The sequence below is a fragment of the Klebsiella sp. genome (assembly GCF_027492335.1).
Taxonomy (GTDB): Bacteria; Pseudomonadota; Gammaproteobacteria; order Enterobacterales; family Enterobacteriaceae; genus Klebsiella; species Klebsiella huaxiensis.
Genome location: NZ_JAPUEW010000079.1, coordinates 146847 through 164128, shown reverse-complemented (window position 1 = coordinate 164128; position 17282 = coordinate 146847). Strand labels below are relative to the sequence as shown.

Genomic DNA, 17282 nt, shown 5'->3' with positions numbered 1-17282 from the left:
CGGTGAACCCGTAGCCCGGTCAGCGCAGCGCCACCGGGACGAAGCAGCGCCAGTGCATCAGGTTCCGCACATCTCCCGGAGGCGGCGCTTGACGCGCCTGTCCGGGCTACCGGCCCGCAGACGGCGGTGAACCCGTAGCCCGGTCAGCGCAGCGCCACCGGGACGAAGCAGCGCCAGCGTATCAGGTTCGGCACATCTCCCGGAGGCGGCGCTTGACGCGTCTTGTTCGGGCTACCAGCTTGCAGACGGCGGTGAACCCGTAGCCCGGTCAGCGCAGCGCCACCGGGACGAAGCAGCGCCAGCGTATCAGGTTCGGCACATCTCCCGGAGGCGGCGCTTGACGCGTCTTGTTCGGGCTACCAGACCAGCAAAAATCGATGAACCCGTAGCCGGGTAATAAGCCCATCAGGGCGTTCTGAACAGATCGAGCAGCGTGGCGACCTGCTCATCAATCGGCGTTAAATCCCGTTTAACGATCAGGTGCAGCGGCGTAGCCCGCCGTGCGCCGTGGCCCAGCGGCAGCGCTTTCAGCACCCCCTGTTTGAGCTGTGAACGAATGCGCTCTTCTGGCAGCCAGCCGAAACCAACCTGATATAACACCGCATCAATGGCGGCATCAATAGTGGAGAACGTCCACGCGTCGCGGGCGGATTGCGGGTCGTTGCTGCGGTCAGCGATGCGCACCAGCGGCCAGGGGGCCAGCGTATTATCATCCAGCGGCCCCTCGAATGCCGAAAGCGGGTGATCGCGATGGGCGACGGCGACAAAATCAATATTCATCAGCCACTCTCCGCGCCCGGTAATATCCTGACGGCGGGTCAGCACCATCACATCGGCCTCGGTGCGGGCAGGGTGTTCTTCCTCAAGGTTTTCCAGCACTTCGGTCAGCCTCACCTGGGTTTGCGGATAGTGTTGCTGAAACTGACGCAGAATGGCGAATAGCCGATCGCGGGGGAAAATGCTGTCGACCACCAGGTCCAGCCGGGTCCGCGCGCCGTCGCGCAGGGTCGCGGCATGGGTTTCAACATAAGAAAAGGCCTGCAAGAGCGGCTTGACCTGGCCGAGCAGCAGCTCGCCCGCTGGGGTCAGCACCGCACGACGACCTGATGGCGTGAGCAGCGTGACGCCCAGACGCTCCTGCAACAGCGCAAGGTTATAGCTCACCGAAGACTGGCTGCGGTGGGTCTCTTCCGCCGCCTTCGCAAAGCTACCCAGCTCAACAACTTTTTCCAGTAGCGCCCATTGCTCGAGGGTGGTCTTGTGCATAATTAATCTAAAAAATGGATGGATTTAATCCAAATATAGCGTTATTTATCCATTTTTTAAAGCAGTATGCTTGTTCTCAACAAATAGAGGAGAACAAATTATGAGTACTTTCGACAAACATGACCTCAGCGGTTTTATCGGCAAACATCTGGTTTATACCTACGATAATGGCTGGAACTACGAGATTTACGTTAAAAACAGCACGACTCTGGATTATCGAATTCATAGTGGGATCGTGGCGAATCGTTGGGTAAAAGATCAGCAGGCATACATTGTTCGCGTAGGTGAAAGCATTTATAAAATTTCCTGGACTGAACCGACCGGCACCGACGTGAGCCTGATTGTTAATCTCGGCGATAAACTGTTCCATGGCACCATCTTTTTCCCGCGCTGGGTCATTAATCATCCGGAAAAAACCGTCTGCTTCCAGAACGATCATATCCCGCTGATGGTGTCTTACCGCGAAGCCGGTCCAGCTTATCCAACAGAAGTGATCGATGAGTTTGCCACTATCACCTTTGTTCGCGATTGCGGCGCGGATAATAACGAAGTGATTAATTGTCCGGCTAACGAATTACCTCATAACTTTCCGGCCAATCTGTAACGTTGCTGAAATAATTTTGTGATTCAACTGGATTTTTTATATTTCGTAGACCATGTTTAAAGATGGTTTATTGGAATTCGGTTTAATATTCGTTTACTTTTCTCCAGCGCGTTCCTGCTATTTCTCCATGAAGTGGGAACGCCAACCCTCTGTTCATCTCGATTAAAATCAATTATCTCAATGATTTTCAAATAAAAATTAATGAACATCTAATTAATATTAATTTCTTAATATTATCCTAAGCAAACCTGTCTAAATTTAATAGCATCTAAATATCCTGTAATGAAATGCGCCATCAAACTGATTTCGCTTTCATTTTCATTTTGTTTAAGTCAGCAGGTGCAGGATATTTCTTATCGACCCCGTTCCTCGTCGGGTCATTTACAGAACAGGAAAATGATGAGCGATTTTTTGCCGTTTTCGCGCCCGTCGATGGGCGACGCAGAGCTGGCTGCGCTGCGTGAAGTTTTGCAATCGGGCTGGATCACCACCGGGCCGAAAAATCAGGCGCTGGAAGAGGCGTTCTGTACGTTAACTGGCAACCGCCACGCTATCGCAGTCAGTTCGGCGACCGGCGGTATGCACGTCACGCTCATGGCGATGGGAATCGGTGCGGGCGATGAAGTGATCACCCCTTCCCAAACCTGGGTCTCCACGCTGAACATGATCTGCCTGCTCGGCGCAACCCCGGTGATGATCGATGTCGATTCCGATAATCTGATGGTTACCCCTGAAGCGGTGGAAGCGGCGATCACTCCGCGTACTAAAGCGATCGTGCCCGTGCACTATGCGGGCGCGCCGGTGGATATCGACGCTATTCGCGCCATTGGCGAGCGGCACGGAATTGCGGTGATTGAAGACGCTGCACACGCGGCGGGAACGCACTACAAAGGCCGCCATGTCGGCTGGCGCGGCACCGCCATCTTCTCGTTCCATGCGATCAAAAATATGACCTGCGCCGAAGGCGGGTTGGTGGTGACCGACGATGACGAGCTGGCGACGCGCATTCGCAGCCTGAAGTTCCACGGTCTCGGTGTTGACGCCTATGACCGTCAGACCCTGGGTCGTGCCCCGCAGGCGGAGGTGATTTCTCCGGGCTTTAAATACAATCTGGCGGATATCAACGCCGCGCTGGCCCTGGTGCAGCTGGATAAACTGGCCCACGCCAATCTGTGGCGCGCCAAAATTGCCCAACGCTACTTGAGTGAACTCGCTGATACCCCATTCAAGCCGCTGTCAGTACCCGAGTGGGAACACCAGCACGCCTGGCACCTGTTTATTATCCGCGTCGATGAGGCCACCTGCGGTATCAGCCGCGATGCTCTGATGGAAAAACTGAAAGCCATGGGTATCGGCACCGGCCTGCACTTCCGCGCGGCGCACACGCAAAAGTATTACCGCGAGCGTTTCCCTGAAGTTTCATTACCGTATACGGAATGGAACAGCGCGCGCATTTGTTCCATTCCGTTGTTCCCGGATATGACCGATGACGATGTCACTCGGGTCATTGCCGCACTGCACCAGCTGTCAGGACGTTGATATGTTTAGCTATCCTCCCGTGAAAAAGGTCTCGGTCGTTATTCCTGTTTATAACGAACAGGAGAGCCTACCGGAGCTTATCCGCCGCACCGATACCGCCTGCGCGACGCTCGGACGCCAATATGAAATTCTGCTGGTCGACGATGGCAGTAGCGATGATTCGGCGCGGATGTTAACCGAAGCCGCTGAGGCCGAAGGCAGCCACGTGGTGGCGGTGTTGTTGAACCGCAACTATGGCCAACACTCGGCGATTATGGCGGGCTTCAGCCACGTCACCGGCGATCTGATCATTACCCTTGATGCCGACCTGCAAAACCCGCCGGAAGAGATCCCGCGTCTGGTGGAGAAGGCCGACGAGGGCTACGACGTAGTCGGTACCGTTCGCCAGAACCGCCAGGATACCTTTTTCCGTAAAAGCGCCTCGAAGATGATCAACCGCCTGATCCAGCGTACTACCGGTAAAGCGATGGGCGACTATGGCTGCATGCTGCGCGCCTATCGCCGCCACATTATCGATGCAATGCTCAACTGCCACGAGCGCAGTACGTTTATCCCAATTCTGGCGAATACCTTCGCCCGCCGGGCAATTGAGATCCCGGTAATGCATGCCGAGCGTGAATTTGGTGACTCCAAATACAGCTTTATGCGCCTGATTAACCTGATGTACGACCTGGTGACCTGCCTGACCACCACGCCGCTGCGTCTGTTGAGCCTGTTCGGCAGCGCCATCGCCCTGCTGGGCTTCGCCTTCGGCCTGCTGCTAGTGGTGCTGCGCCTGGTGTTTGGCCCACAGTGGGCGGCGGAAGGGGTGTTTATGCTCTTCGCGGTGTTGTTCATGTTTATCGGTGCCCAGTTTGTCGGTATGGGCCTGCTAGGGGAGTATATCGGTCGCATCTATAACGATGTTCGCGCCCGTCCCCGCTACTTTATTCAACGTGTTGTTCGCCAGCCGGAAACGGCATCTCAAGAGGAAGATCGTTCATGAAAGCTGTAGTCTTCGCTTATCACGATATGGGTTGTGCAGGTATTCAGTCTCTGCTGGATGCCGGTTATGACATCGCCGCTATTTTTACCCATCCGGATAACCCTGGCGAAAACCATTTCTTTGGCTCCGTGGCGCGTATTGCCGCAGAGCAAGGCATTCCGGTGTGGGCGCCAGAAGACGTGAACCATCCGCTGTGGATCGAACGTATCCGTGAGATAAAACCGGACGTGCTGTTCTCGTTCTATTACCGCAACCTGCTGTGCGATGACATTCTGAATCTCGCGCCGCAGGGGGCTTTCAACCTGCACGGTTCACTTCTGCCGAAATACCGTGGCCGTGCGCCGCTGAACTGGGTGCTGGTGAATGGTGAAAGCGAAACCGGCGTGACGCTGCATCGTATGGTTAACCGCGCGGACGCCGGGAATATCGTGGCGCAGAAAAGCGTGGCTATCGGCGCAGATGACGCGGCGCTGGTTCTGCATCGTAAACTTTGCGCTGCGGCATCCGAACTGCTGGGCCAGGCGCTGCCGGCTATCCGCGACGGTAAAACCGAAGAGCGTGCACAAGATGAAAGCCAGGCGACCTACGTGGGTCGCCGCACGCCGGAAGATGGTCGCCTCGATTGGGAGCAACCCGCTCAGACGCTGCATAACCTGGTGCGCGCGGTCTCCGATCCGTGGCCGGGCGCGTTCGGCTACGCCGGGGCAAATAAGTTTATCGTCTGGAAGTCCCGCGTGCGCCACGATCTAAGCGCTGCCAAAGCGGGTACGGTGATTTCCACTGCGCCTCTGGTTGTTGCCTGTCAGGAAGGGGCGCTGGAAATCGTCACCGGGCAGACCGAACGCGGCGTTTATATGCAGGGTACGCAACTGGCGCAGGCGCTGGGCCTGGTTGCTGGCGCGGTGCTGAGCAGCAAGCCGGTCGTGGCGATTAAGCGCCGCACCCGCGTGCTGATCCTCGGGGTGAACGGCTTTATCGGCAACCACCTGACCGAGCGCCTGCTGCAGGACGACAACTATGAGATTTACGGCCTGGATATTGGCTCTGACGCTATCAGCCGTTTCCTCGACAATCCGCGTTTCCACTTTGTGGAAGGCGATATCAGTATTCACTCGGAGTGGATCGAGTACCACATTAAGAAGTGCGACGTCGTGCTACCGCTGGTGGCGATTGCCACGCCTATCGAATACACCCGCAACCCGCTACGCGTGTTCGAACTGGACTTCGAAGAGAACCTGAAGATTATCCGCGACTGCGTGAAATACGATAAGCGCATTATCTTCCCGTCGACGTCCGAAGTGTACGGCATGTGCACCGACAATAACTTCGATGAAGATAGTTCGAACCTGGTGGTCGGGCCGATCAACAAACAGCGCTGGATTTACTCGGTTTCCAAGCAACTGCTGGACCGCGTGATCTGGGCCTATGGCGATAAGAACAACCTCAAGTTTACCCTGTTCCGTCCGTTCAACTGGATGGGGCCGCGTCTTGATAACCTGAACGCTGCACGCATCGGTAGCTCTCGTGCCATCACCCAACTGATCCTCAACCTGGTCGAAGGTTCGCCGATCAAGCTGATTGAGGGCGGTAAGCAGAAGCGTTGCTTCACTGATATCAGTGACGGTATCGAAGCGCTGTTCCGCATTATCGAGAACAAAGATGGCCGCTGTGACGGGCAGATTATCAACATTGGTAATCCGGATAACGAAGCGAGCATCAAAGAGCTGGCGGAAATGCTGCTGGCCTGCTTTGAGCGCCACCCGCTGCGCGACCGCTTCCCGCCGTTTGCCGGCTTCCGCGAAGTCGAAAGTAGCGATTATTACGGTAAAGGCTACCAGGACGTTGAGCACCGTAAGCCGAGCATTCGCAACGCGAAGCGCTGTCTGAACTGGGTGCCGACGGTAGAGATGGAAGAGACGGTGGAACACACCCTGGACTTCTTCTTGCGCACCGTTGAACTGGTGGACGACAACAAATCATGAGACAGGTCGGCTTACGCATAGATGTCGATACCTTTCGCGGTACGCGGGACGGGGTCCCGCGGCTGCTGGCTCTGCTAAGCCAGCACGGGATTCAGGCAAGCTTCTTTTTCAGCGTCGGGCCGGACAATATGGGGCGTCACTTATGGCGCCTGGTAAAACCGAAGTTTCTGTGGAAGATGCTGCGCTCAAAGGCCGCTTCGTTGTACGGCTGGGATATCCTGCTGGCCGGTACCGCCTGGCCGGGGCGCAGAATTGGTGCGGGTAATGAAGAGGTTATCCGCGCCGCCGCGCAGGAGCATGAAATCGGTCTGCACGCCTGGGATCACTATAGCTGGCAGGCGTGGAGCGGCGTCTGGCCACAGGAACGCCTGACGCTGGAGGTTGAGCGCGGACTGCTGGAGCTGGAGCGGATTATCGGCCGTCCAGTGGCCTGCTCCGCCGTGGCTGGCTGGCGTGCCGATCAGCGGGTCATCAAGGCCAAAGAAGCTTTTGATTTCCTCTATAACAGCGACTGTCGCGGGACAGGCCCGTTTCTGCCGCAGCTTGGCAACGGCGCGCCGGGAACCGTGCAAATCCCGGTGACGTTACCGACCTGGGATGAAGTGGTCGGCAGCGCGGTGGATATTGCGGGTTTCAATCGCTATCTGCTGGATTGTATCCATCGCGATACGGGTACGCCGGTCTATACCATCCACGCTGAAGTTGAAGGTATTGCCTTTGCTCAACAGTTCGATGAAATGCTGACCATGGCCGCTCAGGAAGAGATTCAGTTTTGCCCGCTAAGCCAGTTGCTGCCCGCCGATTTTAGCGTGCTGCCGCGAGGCAAAGTGGTTCGTGGAGAACTGGCTGGCCGGGAAGGCTGGCTTGGACGTGAACAATTACTCAATTCGGGTGTTTGATGAAAAGCATTCGCTACGGTGCGGCTCTGGTCGCTCTTTTTGCCCTCTACTATTTACTGCCGCTAAACTTCCGCTTGCTTTGGCAGCCGGATGAAACCCGCTATGCGGAAATCAGCCGTGAGATGCTGGCGACCGGCGACTGGGTGGTGCCGCATTTCCTCGGCCTGCGCTATTTTGAAAAACCAATCGCCGGATACTGGATTAACAGCATTGGCCAGTGGCTATTCGGTCACAATAATTTTGGCGTCCGCTTCGGGGTGGTGTTCTCCATTACCGTCACCGCCCTGCTGGTAGCCTGGCTGGCATGGCGGATTTTCCGCGATAAACGCCTGGCGATCCTGTCGCCGGTTATCTTCCTGACCGCGCTGCTGGTCTACGGTATCGGTACCTATGCGGTACTGGACCCGATGATTACCATGTGGATGGCGCTGGCGATGTGCAGCTTCTGGGGCGCGGTACAGGCCCAAAGTCACAGCGGCAAAATCGTTGGCTACGTCTTACTGGGCGTGGCCTGCGGAATGGGGGTGATGACCAAAGGCTTTCTCGCGCTGGCGGTGCCGGTGGTCGGGGTATTGCCGTGGGTGATTGCGCGTAAGCGCTGGCGCGAAGTGCTGACCTACGGCTGGCTGGCGGTGGGAGTCTGCGTGCTGGTAGTGCTGCCGTGGGGGCTTGCCATCGCCAAACGCGAACCGGACTTCTGGCGCTACTTCTTCTGGGTTGAACATATCCAGCGTTTTGCTGAAAAAGATGCCCAGCATAAAGCGCCGTTCTGGTACTACATCCCGTTCCTGATTGCCGGGAGCCTGCCGTGGCTGGCGCTGCTACCAGGGGCGCTCAAGCGCGGCTGGACCGAACGCGATGAGTCGCGCGGGGCGCTGTATTTGCTCGGATGGGTGGCGATGCCGTTCCTGTTCTTCAGCATTGCCAAAGGTAAGCTACCAACCTACATCCTGCCGTGTTTCGCGCCGCTGTCGATTCTGATGGCTCGCTACGCGCTGGATGCCGCGAAGGCCGGGGCGAAAGCGCTGAAAATCAACGGCATGATCAACTTAGGCTTCGGTCTGATTGGCCTGGTCGCCGTGCTGGTGGTCTCGCCTTGGGGCTTTATGCACAATCCGGTGTGGAGCCACATTGAGCTGTACAAGTGCCTGTTGGCGGCGCTGATCTTTGGCTGCTGGGCGCTGATGGGCTGGCTGGCGATGAAAGATAATGGCCGCCGCTGGACCTTAGCCGCCATTTGCCCGCTGGGACTGGCGCTGCTGGTAGGTTTTGCTATCCCGGACCGGGTTATTGACAGCAAACAGCCGCAGTTCCTGGTGGATATCGTCAGCGAGTCGCTGACGCCAAGCCGCTATGTTTTGACCAATAATGTCGGTATTGCCGGTGGGCTGTCGTGGGAGCTAAAGCGTAGCGATATCATTCTGTTCGACAAGCAGGGCGAGCTGAAGTACGGTCTGTCCTGGCCGGATGCGCAGAGCCAGTTTGTGGATAAAGAACAGTTTGCCGATTGGCTGGCTGCGCACCGCCAGCAGGGGCCGATTTCACTGGTTCTGCTGATGGACAAAGGAGAGAGTATGGCCGACTTACCGCTACCCAAACCTGATAACTCCTACGAGCTAGGCCGGGTAGTGTTTATCCAGTACTTGCCGCAATGAGCGTCTGGATCTGTCTGGTTTTCGCCAGCTTACTGAGCTGCGCCGGACAGCTGTGCCAGAAACAGGCAACCCGCCCGTCCAAATCGGGGCGGCGCGGGCACCACATCCTTGGCTGGCTGGGGTTAGCATTACTCTCCCTGGGCTGCAGCATGCTGTTGTGGCTTAGTGTACTGCAGTCTATCCCGGTCAGCATTGCCTACCCGATGCTGAGCCTGAACTTTGTCTGGGTAACCCTTGCGGCGTGGGGGATCTGGCGCGAGCCGGTGGCGCGCCGCCACTGGGTTGGCGTAGGGCTGATCGTCGTCGGGATCGTTATTCTGGGGAGCCGCATCTGATGGGCTTAATCTGGGCATTATTCAGCGTCGGACTGGTCAGCGGCGCGCAGCTGTTGCTGCGTAGCGCCATGGTTGAACTGCCGCCGCTGACGGATTTACTCACCTTTCTCAACCATCTGCTGCATCTGCGGGCGGGGACCTTTGGCCTGGTGTTTGGCCTGCTCGGCTATCTGTTGTCGATGGTCTGCTGGTACTTCGCCCTGCACCAATTACCGCTGGCGAAGGCCTACGCGCTACTCAGTCTGAGCTACATTCTGGTGTGGGCCGCCGCCATCTGGCTCCCCGGCTGGTATGAGCCTTTCCACTGGCAATCGTTATTGGGCGTGCTGCTGATTGTCGCCGGGGTGCTGACTATCTTCTGGCCGGTGAAGCGCCGGGGCTGATGCATCGGCGCTGCTTCGTCCCGGTGGCGCTGCGGCTTCCCGGGCTACGGGTTCACAACCGTCTGCGGGCCGGTAGCCCGGACAAGGCGCGTGAAGCGCCGCCTCCGGGAAATGGGCCGGCGCTATTCCCAAAAGCTATCTCTCAGGGCCAGCGCTTGATCACCAGCGAGGTGTTGATGCCGCCAAAAGCAAAATTGTTGCTTTGCAGGAACTCGCAATCAATCTTGCGGGCTTCACCCATGATGTAATCCAGTGCGCCGCAGTTAGCATCCGGCCGGTTTAAATTGAGCGTCGGGGCAAACCATCCCTCGCGCATCATTTGCAAACTCATCCAGGCTTCCAGCGCCCCGCAGGCACCCAGCGTATGGCCAAAATAACTTTTCAGTGACGAGATCGGCACGTTGTCGCCATAAATCGCTGCCGTTGCCAGGCTTTCCGCAATATCACCGCGGTCGGTAGCCGTGCCATGAGCCGAAATATAGCCGATATCCCGCGCGTTTAAGCCCGCCATTTTCAGCGACTGCTCCATACAAATCTGCATCGTCTCGCGCTGCGGCTGGGTGATATGCGCCGCATCGCAGTTGGTGGCAAAACCGATAATCTCGCCGTAAATGGTCGCGCCGCGCGCTTTGGCGTGCTCAAGTTCTTCCAGAATCAACGTGCCTGCGCCTTCGCCTATTACCAGCCCGTCGCGATGTTCATCAAACGGTGAGGGCGTGGTTTTCGGTTCGTCGTTACGCTGGCTGGTGGCGAACAGGGTATCAAACACCGCCGCTTCCGACGGACACAACTCTTCCGCGCCGCCAGCGACCATCACTGTTTGGTAGCCGTGACGAATCGCTTCCCATGCGTAGCCAATCGCCTGGCTGCCGGAGGTGCAGGCGCTGGAGGTAGGGATAACGCGACCGCGCAGGCCGAAAAACAGCCCGGTGTTGACGGCGGTGGTGTGTGGCATCATCTGCACGTAGGTGGTGCCGGTAATATTATTGGTGTGCTTTTCGGTCAACATGGTAGCGAATTCGCTCACCGGACCGGTGCTGCCGGTTGACGAGCCGTAGGCGATGCCGGTTTCACCATTGGTCAGCACCGCATCGCCAATCAGCCCGGCCTGCTCCAGCGCCAGTTCGGTCGCGCGGGTGGACATCAGCGACACGCGACCCATAGAGCGAATACGCTTGCGGGTATAGTGCTCCGGTGGGGTGAAATCATCCACCGGCGCGCCCAGCAGCGTGTGCAGCCCGTCATAAACCTGCCACTCCGGCATTTTGCGCACTGCGTTTTCATAGGCCAGCAGCCTGGCGGAAACGGTCTGCCAGCTTTCGCCAAAGGCGGTGACGCCGCCCATCCCTGTGATCACGACGCGACGTGTCATAACATCCCTCCATTGATAGAAATCACCTGACGGGTGACGTAACCCGCGATATCTGACATTAAATAGCTGGCAAGCCCGGCCACTTCATCGGCCTGGCCCATCCGTTTCATCGGGATCATCGACATGGCTTCTTTCAGCGCGGCCTCTTCCATTTCGATCATCCCGGTATCAATTAGCCCCGGCGCGATGCAGTTGACGGTAATTTTGCGTTTTGCCAGCTCAATCGCCAGCGCTTTTGTCGCTCCAATAATCCCCGCCTTGGCGGCGCTGTAGTTGACCTGGCCGCGATTGCCCATCACGCCGGAAACCGACGATAAGGTAATGATGCGCCCACCCTGACGAGCGCTAATCATCGACATCATGCACGGCTGGATAACGTTATAGAAGCTGTCGAGGTTGGTGTGGATCACCGCATCCCAGTCGTTATCGCTGAGCGCCGGGAAGGCGGCATCGCGGGTAATGCCGGCATTGCTGACGATGCCGTACCAGGCACCGTGCGCGTCGTTATCTTGCTCCAGCACTTCTCGACACTGCTCGCGGTTGGCGACGTCAAAGGCCAGCAGACGCCCCGTGCCGCCAGCATTGAGGATTGCATCCAACGTCCCCTGGGCACCTTGTGCATCGCGATGATAGTGAACGCCGACCACAAAGCCGTCCGCCGCCAGCTGGCGGGCGATAGCGCGACCGATGCCCTTACTGGCGCCGGTAACCAAAACTGAACGACTCATGCGGACGCTCCTTGTTGAAATAGGGTGTTAAGTTCTTCCGATGTCGGCTGGAAGGTGTTGACGCGACCGCTTGCCAGCATCTCTTCACCGGCCTGAATGGCGCATTCAAAGCTGCCAAAACGTGCATCTTGCATCAGCAGCGTGACGTTAATATCCAGCGTCAGGCCGTGGGGCAATATTCCCGCCGCACAGATTAATTCACGTGCCCCGAGCACCATGCCCAGCGAGATACTGGCCTGACCCGTCTGATGACGGTGCCAGCCGGACCAGACGCCAACGGTCTGCGCCATCAGCTCCAGGGCGAACCAGCCGGGCAGATTGCCTGCTGTATCAAGAAACGGGGCCAGCACGCCGTTAGGCGATATCGTGACGCGGCAGGTAGCGGAGTCGTCCGTCACGCTAACCACTTCTTCAAGCAGCAGCATTGGCGCATCGTGAGGCAGATAGTCTCCGGGCGCTAAATAGTGGCTCATGGCATTCTCCCGAGCAGGATACTGGCGTTATTGCCGCCAAAGGCAAACGAGTTTGACAGGATGACCGGGCGCGCCAGCGGCTGCGGGCACTCGATGATCCCGCAGGCAGGCAGCGTTTCATCGCGCGGCGACTGGCTGAAATCCTGCGGCGGTAGCGGCAGGTCGCGCTGCAAAACCAGCATACTGATGGCGGCTTCGGTGATCCCTGCCGCACCCAGCGTGTGTCCGGTCAGGTGCTTGGTAGAGCTGCATGGCACGCGCTCGCCAAACAGCTCGCTTACCACGTTGGACTCAATTTTGTCATTCAGCGGCGTGGCGGTACCGTGCAGATTGATATAGCCCACCTGCTCCGGCGTTAGCCCCGCGTCGTTCAGCGCCTGACGAATGGCGCGAATCGCCCCTTCGCCCTGCGGATGCGGGGCCGAAATATGGTACGCATCGCTGGATTCGCCAACGCCCAGCAATGCAATCGGCTGCGGCTCGCGGGTCAGCAGCATCAGCGCCGCGCCTTCGCCGATGGTAATCCCGCAGCGGTCGCGACCAAACGGCTGACAGAGCGTCGGCGAGAGTGATTCCAGACTATGGAAACCGTTGATTGGCATCCGGCTTAGCGTGTCCGCCCCGCCGACAATCGCCACATCCGCCAGCCCGGATTCAACCAGGCGACGTCCGCTCATGATCGCGCGGGCGCTGGATGAGCAGGCGGTAGAGAGCGTAAACGCCGGGCCGTCTAATGCCAGCCAGTGGCTGAGAAAGCGCGACGGGTCGCCCAACTCCTGCTGCGGGTACTGCCAGGCGCTGCTCGCTTTGCCGTTGAGCGTGAGATCAACATGCACGTCGCCTTCGTCCAGCCCGGAGGTGCTGGTGCCGAGCACCACGGCAACGCGGTCGCGACCAAACTGCGCAATGGCGTCATCTACCTGCGGCTGGATTTGCGCGAGCGCAGCCAGCAGTAGCTGATTATTGCGCGAACGATGGGCGCTAAACTCATCAGGAATCGTCGGCAGTTCACCGTCGACGCCGGCTAAAACCGCGTGCGGATGGCCCTGAAGCCAGCCGGTGCGCGGGCGCATACCGGGAGCCACGCCGCGCGTCAGATTGGCGGCTATTTCATCGGCGTTGTTGCCCAGCGCGTTAATCAAGCCAACCGCAGAAATGTAGATCATCTCAGTCACCCAGGTATTGAATGGTGATGTGGTATTTAAACACGTGCTGTTCGATGCTGATGGGCTCGCGCTTGCCTTTGCGGTTCAGGTAGGTGATTTCGGTGACCAGCTTGCCGCGGGCGTTGCGCAGCTCGCGCTTGTCGCCGATATCGGTGAGCGTCCAGCCCTTCGGCAGCTGTGGCTGCCAGGCGCTAATCGGCCAGTGGCTGAGCATCACGTCGGCCAGCACCTGGCTGGCTGGCGGCAACTGCGGCACCACGATCGACTGTTCGGCATGCAGCCCTTTTTCATCGTAAGTGACGAGGAACAGGCGGATACCGACAGAGGAGAGTCCTGCCAGGGTGAGTTTTTTATCATCGGCATTAAGCATCACCAGCAGCGACTGGGTTTTGCCGTTAAAACTGCCAGTGAGGAGCTGCTGGGAACTGACCGCCGGAGAGATCCCCGGCGCGGGTAGCGTCACGCGTGCGCCCGGTTCCAGCCACGCCTGTGGTCGGCCTTCTTGTTCGGGCTGTGAGTGGCTGCAACCGGCCAGCATCAGCGTGGCGACCAGCGCAGCGGCGCGCCAGAATGTCTGTTTAATCATCTTCTTTTTTTCTCTTTTTTCCCTGGCATCGCCAGCGGTGACAGCAGGAAGGCTGTGAAAATGCCGCTTACCAGCACAATGCCAAAGCTACTGATCGCCTGAGTGGCGCTAAAGACCAGCATCCCCAGCGTGAGCAAGGTGGTTAGCATGGCCAGCGTAATCGCTAAAAATGAGGTTAACGGCGTGCCGCGGGGATTGCTGAAAAACAGCGTGTAGTTAATGCCGATGCCGAGTACCAGCACCAGCGCCAGCAGCGAGAACAAATTGACTGCATGGCTGCTCAGCGCCAGCACTGCCAGACTGCAGCCCAGTGATAATACCGATGGCACGAGACTGATTAACCCTTTGTGCCAGCCAAGCCGCACCATCGCGCCGCAGGCAATCACTGCCAGCGCAACCAATAGCAGGCCGGTCAGAATATGGCGATACAGCGCGAACAGTTCGTCAAAGCTGCTTTTACGATCCATCCACGCGACGCCGGAGTATTTCGTGCTGAGGGTACTTAATGCAGCACTGTTTTTCATCCCTTCAACCGGTACCAGCACGCCACTTTCGCCATCGACCAGCGTTATCCACAGCAGCCGCCAGCCTTCGCTGGCCGGGCTGGCAAGCCAGGCATCGACCGTTACCGGCATGGCGTTAAGATCGGGATTTACCGTCGCCAGTCCGGCGTTGTTCAGGGCTTTGATGACGGCTGGCGCTGCGTTTTTCAGCAGGCTGAGATCCTGCTGCTGTCGGGCGAGTGAATTCAGCGCAATAGTGCGATAACCGCCAAGCCATCCCTCTTTTTTCGCCTGCTCCAGCGCGGGGGTAAACAGTTCCAGCCGCTCCAGCGTTTGCTGTGCAGACTTGCCGTACACCACAAACCACTTCTGATCGACGCTCTGCCCGGTCAGCGCGGTAATCGCTTTTTCCTGTGCCAGGATATCCTGTGGCAGCGCCTGGAGCTGCGAGATATCATCGTCCACGCGCAGCGTCGCTATTCCCGCCAGTGAGAAGAGAGCCAGCGCCACCGGCAGGCCGAGGGAAAGCTTTTTATTACGTCGCCAGGCCGCAAGCCAGCGTAGCATCAGTAGCATCGCCGGAACCGGGCGCACCGGCAGCCCACGACACAGCCACGGATGCCAGAAAATCACCGTCAGGCAGGAAGCACTCAGGCCCACCGCCGCGAATACCGCCATCTGACGAATGCCGGGGAAGGGGGCGAGCATCATAATCAGATACGCCGCCACGGTGGTAAGCAGCGCCAGCAGCAGGGCATTGCGCACTTTGCTGAGGCTTTGCCACGGTGAGGTTTCTGCGCCGTGCACCATCCGCTCGGTCAGATAGTAAAGCGTGTAGTCAGCGGAGATCCCGATGATGCTCATGCTCATCACCAGCGTCATCAGGTGCAGCTCGCCAAAAATCAGCAACGTGACGACGGTGCCCGCCAGCGCGCCAATACCGATCGAAATCAGGCACAGCAGCAGCGGGCGCAGGGAACGGAACACCGCCACAATCAGCAAAATCACCCCAAACAGGGTGGCAACGCCGAGGGTCGAAACATCTCGCTTCGCCTGCTGGCTGGCGTAATCGCTGTAGAACATGGTCCCGCGAGACAACAGCTGCGCCTGCGGATATTGCGCCTTGAGCTCACCTTCCAGCGTATTGAGCGTGGTGACCAGATGGTGCGTCTGCTGCATATCAAACGACGAACCGGCCAGCTCGCCGTGCAGCAGGTACCAGTAGTTGCCCTGTTCATCCTGGGCCACCAGCCAGCCGTCCATCAGCCGCAGGCGCTGGCCGTTTTTGGCCATTGCCAACTGCGAGCCGCGCATCAGCATCAGCGGGTCATTTTGCAGCTCTTTACCGCTCACGCCGGAGAAGGCCGAGTAGAGTTGGGAAAGAATCCACTGCGCCTGCGCCTCGCCGCCGTTTTGCAGGCGTGCGCGGGTGTCGCTATCGATCAGGCCGTTGCGGTGCTGCCAGAAGAAAGCGCCCCAGGCCTGCTGGCTGTCGGCGTCCATCGGGCCTTTGACCTCAGCCAGCGCCTGCGATTTCTGTAATAGCGACAACCAGCTGCGGGCAACCTGCGGGTCGGCTTTTTTCCCAGGGCTTACCAGCCAGACCAGTTGCCGGTCAAGGCGCTGCATAAAGCCGTCGTTGAGGCTCGGTGGGATCGCGCCGAGCGCCTGTTTTGGCAGCATCGCCAGGACGCTGCTGTTAAGCCGCGCCTGAGGCAACAGCGTCAGCAACACGCCCAGCAGGATCAGGCAGGCGATTCCCCAGAACAGCGCGGGACGTTTACTGGGCGGCAAAGCGTTGGCGTTCGTCATCAGTTAGCTGTGCGGGCGTCAGTTGGTGTTGGGAAAGGGCGATATCGGTGCGATCGCCCTGCTTATCGTTCAGTTGAATGCTCTCCAGATAGATTTTTCCGGCTAAATCGATGGTCGCGAAAATCTTATCCAGCGGCGTGGTGATCGGCGTCAGGCGCAGCGTCCAGCGGCCTTCGCCTTTGTCAGCAAACTCTACGCGAAAGTTCTCTTCCAGCACTTTACGATCCGCCTGGAACAGCGCGCGTAGCAGATGGTTGAACTGGAACATTTGTGGGTTGTTCTCGGCGGTGATGGTTTGCGGCGGCTGGCCGTTAATCACCTGTACCATCCGTTTGTCATCGAGCAGCAGCTGCATCGGGAACGGGGCGGTTTGATCCCACAGTAAACCTTGTTCGCGAGCGATCAGCATTTTGCCCTGGGATCGCAGCGGCTGCGGCAGATCCTTGATGGTGCGGGTTTGATCGAAGTGAGCGCGAACCACCGGCTGTTCGGTAAAGCGCTGTTGTAGATCATCAAGCGTCAGGGCGCTGACGAAAGGGCTGATGAGCAGCGCCAGCAGTGGTAAGTATCTCATGGCGTGACTCCCATACGTTCGAACAGGATTGCCGGGCTGACGAAGCACAGTTCGCGGCTTTTTTCTTCTACCGCCACCTGAATGGTGTAACCGGTAGTGGCGCGCTTGCCGGTTTCGGCATCGAAAATTTCGTAACCAATGCGCAGACGGTTTTCGAACTCCTCGAGGCGGGCGCGTACGCGAATGTGCTGCTCAAAGGTCAGTGGGTTGCGGTACTTAACGCGGGTATCGACTACCGGCCACAGATAGCCCGATTCTTTCATCTGCCGATAGCCATAATCGAACTGATTCAGCAGCGCCTCGCGGGCAATTTCGAAATAGCGGAAATAGTTTCCGTGCCACGCCACGCCCATCATATCGACGTCGTGGAACGGAATGGTCAGCTCGACTTCAGCCGTAAAGCGGGGATCGTTAAGCACC

Annotated in this window: 18 protein-coding genes; 8 read left to right on the top strand and 10 right to left on the bottom strand. The window is 58.1% G+C overall.

Going from position 1 to position 17282, the window contains the following annotated elements; translation table 11 throughout:
- Window positions 1–268: 268 nt before the first annotated feature.
- Window positions 269–406 carry a hypothetical protein gene (locus tag QVF11_RS24030; protein WP_287859802.1) on the bottom strand — a complete coding sequence of 46 codons (138 nt, stop codon included), beginning with the start codon at window positions 404–406 and terminating at the stop codon, window positions 269–271.
- Window positions 406–1266 carry a LysR family transcriptional regulator gene (locus QVF11_RS24025; RefSeq protein WP_287859799.1) on the bottom strand — a complete coding sequence of 287 codons (861 nt, stop codon included), beginning with the start codon at window positions 1264–1266 and terminating at the stop codon, window positions 406–408. Before QVF11_RS24025 ends, QVF11_RS24030 begins: the two co-directional genes overlap by 1 nt.
- Window positions 1267–1363: 97 nt before the next feature.
- Here QVF11_RS24025 and QVF11_RS24020 point away from each other — a divergent pair, with 97 nt between their 5' ends.
- From QVF11_RS24020 to arnF, 8 genes are all read left to right on the top strand, one after another.
- Complete coding sequence (locus QVF11_RS24020) at window positions 1364–1870, top strand: phenolic acid decarboxylase (RefSeq protein ID WP_167492846.1); 507 nt, start codon at window positions 1364–1366, stop codon at window positions 1868–1870.
- 399 nt (window positions 1871–2269) lie between these two features.
- Window positions 2270–3409, top strand: a complete 1140-nt coding sequence (arnB, locus tag QVF11_RS24015; protein ID WP_287859816.1) for a UDP-4-amino-4-deoxy-L-arabinose aminotransferase — start codon at window positions 2270–2272, stop codon at window positions 3407–3409.
- Between the two features lies 1 nt (window position 3410).
- Complete coding sequence (arnC, locus tag QVF11_RS24010) at window positions 3411–4394, top strand: undecaprenyl-phosphate 4-deoxy-4-formamido-L-arabinose transferase (RefSeq protein ID WP_112214850.1); 984 nt, start codon at window positions 3411–3413, stop codon at window positions 4392–4394.
- On the top strand, window positions 4391–6376 hold the full coding sequence (arnA, locus tag QVF11_RS24005) for a bifunctional UDP-4-amino-4-deoxy-L-arabinose formyltransferase/UDP-glucuronic acid oxidase ArnA (RefSeq protein WP_287859796.1): 1986 nt from the start codon (window positions 4391–4393) through the stop codon (window positions 6374–6376). The genes arnC and arnA overlap by 4 nt, the downstream gene beginning before the upstream one ends.
- On the top strand, window positions 6373–7275 hold the full coding sequence (gene arnD, locus QVF11_RS24000; protein WP_287859794.1) for a 4-deoxy-4-formamido-L-arabinose-phosphoundecaprenol deformylase: 903 nt from the start codon (window positions 6373–6375) through the stop codon (window positions 7273–7275). Before arnA ends, arnD begins: the two co-directional genes overlap by 4 nt.
- Window positions 7275–8930: a lipid IV(A) 4-amino-4-deoxy-L-arabinosyltransferase gene (gene arnT / locus QVF11_RS23995; protein WP_112214847.1), complete on the top strand. Its 1656-nt coding sequence runs from the start codon at window positions 7275–7277 to the stop codon at window positions 8928–8930. The genes arnD and arnT overlap by 1 nt, the downstream gene beginning before the upstream one ends.
- Window positions 8927–9265 (top strand): 4-amino-4-deoxy-L-arabinose-phosphoundecaprenol flippase subunit ArnE, encoded by a 339-nt coding sequence (gene arnE, locus QVF11_RS23990; protein WP_112214846.1) that lies wholly within the window; start codon window positions 8927–8929, stop codon window positions 9263–9265. Before arnT ends, arnE begins: the two co-directional genes overlap by 4 nt.
- Window positions 9265–9648: a 4-amino-4-deoxy-L-arabinose-phosphoundecaprenol flippase subunit ArnF gene (gene arnF / locus QVF11_RS23985; protein ID WP_287859789.1), complete on the top strand. Its 384-nt coding sequence runs from the start codon at window positions 9265–9267 to the stop codon at window positions 9646–9648. The genes arnE and arnF overlap by 1 nt, the downstream gene beginning before the upstream one ends.
- A gap of 142 nt (window positions 9649–9790) precedes the next feature.
- Here arnF and QVF11_RS23980 read toward each other — a convergent pair whose 3' ends face one another.
- From QVF11_RS23980 to QVF11_RS23945, 8 genes are read right to left on the bottom strand one after another with little or no spacing between them, the layout of a single operon-like run.
- Window positions 9791–11020, bottom strand: a complete 1230-nt coding sequence (locus QVF11_RS23980; RefSeq protein WP_287859786.1) for a beta-ketoacyl-ACP synthase — start codon at window positions 11018–11020, stop codon at window positions 9791–9793.
- Window positions 11017–11748 carry a 3-ketoacyl-ACP reductase FabG2 gene (locus tag QVF11_RS23975; protein ID WP_287859783.1) on the bottom strand — a complete coding sequence of 244 codons (732 nt, stop codon included), beginning with the start codon at window positions 11746–11748 and terminating at the stop codon, window positions 11017–11019. The genes QVF11_RS23980 and QVF11_RS23975 overlap by 4 nt, the downstream gene beginning before the upstream one ends.
- Entirely contained in the window at window positions 11745–12221 is a 477-nt protein-coding gene (locus QVF11_RS23970; protein ID WP_287859780.1) for an ApeP family dehydratase, read from the bottom strand. Before QVF11_RS23970 ends, QVF11_RS23975 begins: the two co-directional genes overlap by 4 nt.
- Window positions 12218–13387 carry a beta-ketoacyl-[acyl-carrier-protein] synthase family protein gene (locus QVF11_RS23965; protein WP_287859778.1) on the bottom strand — a complete coding sequence of 390 codons (1170 nt, stop codon included), beginning with the start codon at window positions 13385–13387 and terminating at the stop codon, window positions 12218–12220. The genes QVF11_RS23970 and QVF11_RS23965 overlap by 4 nt, the downstream gene beginning before the upstream one ends.
- A 1-nt stretch (window position 13388) precedes the next feature.
- Complete coding sequence (locus tag QVF11_RS23960) at window positions 13389–13973, bottom strand: DUF3261 domain-containing protein (protein ID WP_287859775.1); 585 nt, start codon at window positions 13971–13973, stop codon at window positions 13389–13391.
- On the bottom strand, window positions 13970–16288 hold the full coding sequence (locus QVF11_RS23955; RefSeq protein ID WP_287859772.1) for an MMPL family transporter: 2319 nt from the start codon (window positions 16286–16288) through the stop codon (window positions 13970–13972). Before QVF11_RS23955 ends, QVF11_RS23960 begins: the two co-directional genes overlap by 4 nt.
- Window positions 16257–16862 (bottom strand): LolA family protein, encoded by a 606-nt coding sequence (locus QVF11_RS23950; RefSeq protein ID WP_112214838.1) that lies wholly within the window; start codon window positions 16860–16862, stop codon window positions 16257–16259. Before QVF11_RS23950 ends, QVF11_RS23955 begins: the two co-directional genes overlap by 32 nt.
- Window positions 16859–17281 carry an acyl-CoA thioesterase gene (locus QVF11_RS23945; RefSeq protein ID WP_112214837.1) on the bottom strand — a complete coding sequence of 141 codons (423 nt, stop codon included), beginning with the start codon at window positions 17279–17281 and terminating at the stop codon, window positions 16859–16861. Before QVF11_RS23945 ends, QVF11_RS23950 begins: the two co-directional genes overlap by 4 nt.
- Window position 17282 lies beyond the last annotated feature (1 nt).

Coding starts and splice junctions, on each gene's coding strand:
- QVF11_RS24030 (WP_287859802.1), bottom strand. CDS start 406: ATGGGCTTATTACCCGGCTACGGGTTCATCGATTTTTGCTGGTCTGGT.
- QVF11_RS24025 (WP_287859799.1), bottom strand. CDS start 1,266: ATGCACAAGACCACCCTCGAGCAATGGGCGCTACTGGAAAAAGTTGTT.
- arnB (WP_287859816.1), top strand. CDS start 2,270: ATGAGCGATTTTTTGCCGTTTTCGCGCCCGTCGATGGGCGACGCAGAG.
- arnC (WP_112214850.1), top strand. CDS start 3,411: ATGTTTAGCTATCCTCCCGTGAAAAAGGTCTCGGTCGTTATTCCTGTT.
- arnA (WP_287859796.1), top strand. CDS start 4,391: ATGAAAGCTGTAGTCTTCGCTTATCACGATATGGGTTGTGCAGGTATT.
- arnD (WP_287859794.1), top strand. CDS start 6,373: ATGAGACAGGTCGGCTTACGCATAGATGTCGATACCTTTCGCGGTACG.
- arnT (WP_112214847.1), top strand. CDS start 7,275: ATGAAAAGCATTCGCTACGGTGCGGCTCTGGTCGCTCTTTTTGCCCTC.
- arnE (WP_112214846.1), top strand. CDS start 8,927: ATGAGCGTCTGGATCTGTCTGGTTTTCGCCAGCTTACTGAGCTGCGCC.
- arnF (WP_287859789.1), top strand. CDS start 9,265: ATGGGCTTAATCTGGGCATTATTCAGCGTCGGACTGGTCAGCGGCGCG.
- QVF11_RS23980 (WP_287859786.1), bottom strand. CDS start 11,020: ATGACACGTCGCGTCGTGATCACAGGGATGGGCGGCGTCACCGCCTTT.
- QVF11_RS23975 (WP_287859783.1), bottom strand. CDS start 11,748: ATGAGTCGTTCAGTTTTGGTTACCGGCGCCAGTAAGGGCATCGGTCGC.
- QVF11_RS23970 (WP_287859780.1), bottom strand. CDS start 12,221: ATGAGCCACTATTTAGCGCCCGGAGACTATCTGCCTCACGATGCGCCA.
- QVF11_RS23965 (WP_287859778.1), bottom strand. CDS start 13,387: ATGATCTACATTTCTGCGGTTGGCTTGATTAACGCGCTGGGCAACAAC.
- QVF11_RS23960 (WP_287859775.1), bottom strand. CDS start 13,973: ATGATTAAACAGACATTCTGGCGCGCCGCTGCGCTGGTCGCCACGCTG.
- QVF11_RS23955 (WP_287859772.1), bottom strand. CDS start 16,288: ATGACGAACGCCAACGCTTTGCCGCCCAGTAAACGTCCCGCGCTGTTC.
- QVF11_RS23950 (WP_112214838.1), bottom strand. CDS start 16,862: ATGAGATACTTACCACTGCTGGCGCTGCTCATCAGCCCTTTCGTCAGC.